This window comes from Spirillospora sp. NPDC047418 (genome assembly GCF_040643275.1).
In the GTDB taxonomy this organism is placed as follows: Bacteria; Actinomycetota; Actinomycetes; order Streptosporangiales; family Streptosporangiaceae; genus Spirillospora.
Map to the genome: position 1 here is coordinate 1 of NZ_JBEYTW010000190.1, position 4,214 is coordinate 4,214.

At 65.7% G+C, this 4,214-nt stretch carries 5 protein-coding genes; 4 read left to right on the top strand and 1 reads right to left on the bottom strand.

Annotated features, from left to right (window positions below):
• The first annotated feature begins 143 nt into the window (after nt 1-143).
• From ABZ806_RS44875 to ABZ806_RS44885, 3 genes are all read left to right on the top strand, one after another.
• The gene (locus ABZ806_RS44875; protein ID WP_500226081.1) at nt 144-938 is read left to right on the top strand and encodes a helix-turn-helix domain-containing protein; all 795 of its coding nucleotides are present in this window, start codon (nt 144-146) and stop codon (nt 936-938) included.
• Nucleotides 929-1,114, top strand: a complete 186-nt coding sequence (locus tag ABZ806_RS44880; RefSeq protein ID WP_500226084.1) for a DUF397 domain-containing protein — start codon at nt 929-931, stop codon at nt 1,112-1,114. Before ABZ806_RS44875 ends, ABZ806_RS44880 begins: the two co-directional genes overlap by 10 nt.
• Before the next feature lie 67 nt (nt 1,115-1,181).
• Entirely contained in the window at nt 1,182-1,370 is a 189-nt protein-coding gene (locus ABZ806_RS44885; protein WP_500226086.1) for a DUF397 domain-containing protein, read from the top strand.
• A gap of 537 nt (nt 1,371-1,907) precedes the next feature.
• On the opposite strand, the gene ABZ806_RS44890 is transcribed toward ABZ806_RS44885, so the two are convergent.
• Nucleotides 1,908-2,735 carry an MmyB family transcriptional regulator gene (locus ABZ806_RS44890; RefSeq protein ID WP_500226087.1) on the bottom strand — a complete coding sequence of 276 codons (828 nt, stop codon included), beginning with the start codon at nt 2,733-2,735 and terminating at the stop codon, nt 1,908-1,910.
• 84 nt (nt 2,736-2,819) lie between these two features.
• Between ABZ806_RS44890 and ABZ806_RS44895 the strand changes: the two genes are divergently transcribed.
• Entirely contained in the window at nt 2,820-3,545 is a 726-nt protein-coding gene (locus tag ABZ806_RS44895) for a dienelactone hydrolase family protein (RefSeq protein WP_500226089.1), read from the top strand.
• The last annotated feature ends 669 nt before the right edge of the window (nt 3,546-4,214 follow it).

Consider the following 4,214-nt stretch of genomic DNA (forward strand, 5'->3'; position numbering starts at 1 on the left):
GGACAGGACCTTCGACAAGCCCTATCCTCCCAGCTCGGGGCACTTTTCTTGTCTAAACGGTCACGCTCGAACCGCCGCCCGGTGAAAGCCCGAGGCTAACGCCGGGAGTGACAACCCCGCCCGCTGGTGCCTGGGAGGCCGGCATGACGATGTACAACAGAGTCAAGCCCGAGTTCTTGAGTTTCGGCGCGGAGGTCAGGCGTCTCAGGAAGGCGGCGGGCCTGAGCCAGCAAGCCCTCGCTGACCTGGTCAACGTGACCCGCAGTTACATCGCGCAGGTCGAGTCCGGCCGGACCCGCTGCCGCCGGGAGAACGCCCTGCGACTCGATCGGGCGCTCAAGTCGGGCACGACTCTCGCCGAGGCGTGGGACGAGCTTATAGAATCGATCAAGTCCGACAAGTACCCCGAGTTCTTCGCCAACTTCCCGAAGGCGGAACAGTCGGCCGGTATGCTCCGCTCCTATGAGGACAGGGTGGTTTATGGGCTATTCCAGAACGAGGCTTATGCGCGCGTTCTCCTGAACGATGATGACGCCGTTAAGAACAGGATGAGGCGGCAAGAAATTCTGTACCGCGTGCCTCCTCCCAGTATCACCGCGGTCATGGACGAGACGGTTCTCTGTCGGGAGGTCGGCGGGAGGACGGTCATGAGGGAGCAGCTTGAACGCCTTCTTGAACTGTCTGAAATGGACAATGTTAATCTGCAGGTAACGCCGATCCGCTACATTCGAAACGTCTGGGCGACGTTCACTATTGCCACGCTGCCGGATCAGCGTCAGGTGGTATATACGGCCAAGGCGTACGGCGGGGAGACATCAAGCAGTCCACCTCACGTGGCGCTTGCCAACGAAGCTATAGCCACCCTGCAGGCAGAAGCACTGAACGTCAGAGATTCACGAGCACTGATAAGAAAGGTCATCAAAGAAAGATGGAGTTGAGTAAACTGAACTGGCGGAAGTCGTCTCGCAGTAATGAGTCGGGAGATAACTGCGTCGAAATCGCCAGCGTTGTGAACGGTATAGTCCTCCGAGACAGCAAGATCCCGGACGGCCCCAAGCTGATCATCAACCACGGCGATTTCCGGCACCTCGCTAACACCCTCAAGAACCTTTAAGCTGTACCGGCGTGCTTTATGGATAAATCGACAAAGCGCCCCCTGGCCGGAAGAAGTGGTAGACGAGATGGACATGGGCAAGGCGGCGTGGCGCAAGGCCTCACGTAGCACGGCAGAGGGCGACAACTGCATCGAGGTCGCCGGGGCGCCGAACGTCGTGGCACTTTGCGACAGCAAGGGTCCCTCCGGCCCTGTCATTCTGCTGACCCGCGCGGCTCTGCGAACGGCCGTCCAGTCCGCCGCTGACATCTGCTGACCGTCCAGCCCCGGCGGCTCCGATTCGGATGATCCGCCGCACCCCACTCTCCCCGCCGCCACGCCCCTGATGGCCGCCGTCCGCTGGTGCTGGACCGAACGTGAGTGGCACACGTAGAGAGCACCGGGCCGACACCCGATGCCACGCCGAGTGGGAACTCGTGATGGCGGCGGATCGCTGGTTCGCGGTGCGGCTCTCCGCCCGGTAGAGGTGGCCCTGCGCTTCCGCTGCTTGGTGTATCTCGTCCACGATCCGGTGTAAGCGGCGCTCCCGCCGGGGCCGCGGACGTGGCGATGCGGTCTTGCGGGCTCGAGAACGGAGTCGTGGACATTGGTGACCTCTACGCTCCGCCGTTCAACACGGCCGCTCCCGGCGGTCCGGAACGCCTTTTCACCAACGAGGAGGTGACGCTCCAAGGCGGGCTGATCCGAGTGGGTGGACTTGGCGCACGCTCACGCGGGGCAGCATGGCAGGACCTCGCCGACCTCGTTCCGCACCTGATCACGGCCGGGTACGGCTCCGCAGCTCGTGTGGCTGTCAGGGGGGTGACAGGGCGGCGATCCTGGCGAGGTCTTCATCGGAGGCGGTGAAGGTGACCAGTCTCTGATCGGGGTCATCGACGACTTGCAGTACGACGTGGTGGAGGAGGATCTCCCCGAGCGCAGGATGGAACAGTCGTTTTGTGCCTGAGCGCAGCGGTGCCACTTCGTGATGCGGCCACCAGGCCCTGATCTCCGGGCTGTTGGCGTGCAGCCGTTCGATCAGGGAGCTGAATCCGGTGTCGCCTGGATGACGTGCCGCTGCGGCGCGGAAGCGGCCGAGTAGGGCGGATGCCTCGTTTCGCCAGTCGGGCAGGACCTGCCTGGCGCCGGGGTCGGTGAACATCCACCAGAGCATGTTGCGGGCCTCGGGCGGGCGGGCCGACCAGTCGGTCCACAGGGTTCGGGCGGCCCGGTTGGCGGCCAGGACGTCCCAGTAGCGGCCCGTGGCGTAGGTCGGGCACGGGTCGAGCCGGTCAACGAGCGCGACGACGGACGGTGAGAGACGCTCCGCGACCGCGGGTCGGCCGGCGGGCAGGTCACCGTGGACGAGTTCGTGGATATGGGTCCGCTCGGTGGCGTCGAGCCGTAGTGCGGCGGCCAGCGCGTCGAGTACCTGGCGTGAAGGACGCACCTGGCGGCCCTGTTCCAGGTAGGTGTAGTAGGTCGAGGAGATCGCTGCGAGTTGTGCCACCTCTTCGCGGCGCAGCCCCCGGGTCCGGCGCCGGCCTCCCACGGGCAGGCCGACATCGGCGGGCTGCAATCGCTCGCGGCGGGAGCGTAGAAGATCCCCTAATTCCCTGGCCCGGATCGCGGCTTCAGACATCCTGGAACTTTCATTACTAGGAAAAACAACCTGTGGATACCAGCATAAGGAGGGTGGTTACGTCGGAACATGACCACGCAACCAGTGCCGTATCCCGTCCGTACCGAGCGCATCGACGTCACCGTGGGCGACGGGCCGCCTATGGGCGCATACCTTGCACGCCCAGGAGTCCCGGGCGCCTTTCCCGGCGTGGTGGTGGGGATGGAGCTTTTCGGCGTCGACTCCGCCGTACGCGATGCCTGCCACCACCTCGCCTCGCTCGGCTTCGTGGCGCTGGCACCGGACTTCCACCACCGCACCGCCCCGGACACCGAACTGCCCCGCGACACGGCAGGCCGCGACCGAGGCTTTGAACTGCTCCATCTGATGACCCGCGCCCAAGTCCTGGACGACGTGGGCGGCGCCGTCGACACCCTGCACGGGATCGGCTGTGAACGTGTGGGCATGGTGGGGCTGAGCGTGGGAGGCCATATCGCCTACCTCGCGGCCACCGAGTTCCACCTCGATGTGGCCGTCTTCTACGGTGGCTGGCTCCCGACGACGGAGATTCCCCTTGGCAGGCCCGAGCCGACCCTGTCACTGACCCCGAAGATCACCGGCCGGGTGCTCTACCTCGTCGGCGAGAACGACCATGTCGTCCCGCCCGCACACCAGAGCGAGATCGCGGCCGCACTGGCCGATGCCGGGGTGCGCCACGAGGTCGTTGTCTACCCCGGCACCGGTCACGGCTTCCTCGCCACCGACCCCGCCACCGCAGCCGACGCCTGGCGCCGCGTCCACACGCTTTTGACCGGCAACGAGGGTGTGTGAAGCAGAGCTTGATGCCCTCGCGACTGTGCTCGGGGCGAGCACATCTAGGCCAAGACCGCTGACCTGCTGACCGACTCGCCCTAGCTCGTTCCGTGGCGGCCGATATGGACGGGACGTGGACGACGAGGCACATGCTGACCACGGTATGGCCGGGGGCGATGGGGGCAGCGGTGCCGCGTTCCGGGGTGCTGACCGTCCGGCACCGGCCGCCCCGACCGCCGAGCAGCCCCGGGACGTCCCGTTCCCCGATGCCCGCTTTCAGGTCCGCCCATGGGGGGTTAGGTCACCCGGCGCGGCATGACTCAAGCCGACCCCTGTCGCAGGCATGCTCCAGGGTGTTGTCACCGGGGTCGTTGGCCGGCCCCGCAAGCAGACAGGGAGCAAGGGGTCGGCACTGTCTGCGGGCATGCAGGTGCTATGACGTCGGCGTATCTGAAGAACGGGGAGCCGTTGACGCAACTCCGTAACTCGAGGCCGGGTTCGGGGTCTGCGCAGCGGCGTGGTCAGGCGGCTTGGAGCCAGGGTGGTGGACGACTCGGTGTGGACGTAGTTCTGGTTCCGGGAGAATGGAGGTGGTAGGTGTAGCGGCCGTCGGGCCCCCGGGTGATGTGGATCTTTGTGGGATTGGCGGCCTTCCAGCGGTTGTGCCATCCGCAGCACAGGGCGAGT

Excerpts from the sequence above, each read along its gene's own strand:
- ABZ806_RS44880 (WP_500226084.1), top strand. The coding sequence starts at position 929 with ATGGAGTTGAGTAAACTGAACTGGCGGAAGTCGTCTCGCAGTAATGAG.
- ABZ806_RS44890 (WP_500226087.1), bottom strand. The coding sequence starts at position 2,735 with ATGTCTGAAGCCGCGATCCGGGCCAGGGAATTAGGGGATCTTCTACGC.
- ABZ806_RS44875 (WP_500226081.1), top strand. The coding sequence starts at position 144 with ATGACGATGTACAACAGAGTCAAGCCCGAGTTCTTGAGTTTCGGCGCG.
- ABZ806_RS44885 (WP_500226086.1), top strand. The coding sequence starts at position 1,182 with ATGGACATGGGCAAGGCGGCGTGGCGCAAGGCCTCACGTAGCACGGCA.